Consider the following 329-nt stretch of genomic DNA (forward strand, 5'->3'; position numbering starts at 1 on the left):
GGAGTTGCGCCGCGAGAACGAGCGCTTGCGCAAAGAGAACCGTATTCTGCGGGAGGAGAGGGAGGTGTTAAAAAAGGCGGCAATCTTCTTCGCGAGCCAAAAGCAATGAGATTTCAATTCATTGCGGAGTATCGCGGAGATCTTTCACGTGCGTATCTGTGCCGCCTGATGTAGGTTTCAGATCGTGGGCTACGGGCGTGGCGTCGCAGGCCGCCCTCACATCGCCAGCGTCGTGACATGATCCTTCTGGCATATATCCGCGAACAACATCGGCTCAGCTTGGGCAGCTATGGCCGTCCGCGCATGACGCAGGAATTGAAGGAACTGGG

The 329-nt window shown here is 56.5% G+C and carries 1 pseudogene; it reads left to right on the forward strand.

The features are described 5' to 3' along the window. Positions 1-329 (forward strand): annotated as a pseudogene (locus BFP70_RS20550) (IS3 family transposase); the annotation flags it as partial.

It is taken from the genome of Thioclava sp. SK-1, assembly GCF_001705665.1.
In the GTDB taxonomy this organism is placed as follows: domain Bacteria; phylum Pseudomonadota; class Alphaproteobacteria; order Rhodobacterales; family Rhodobacteraceae; genus Thioclava.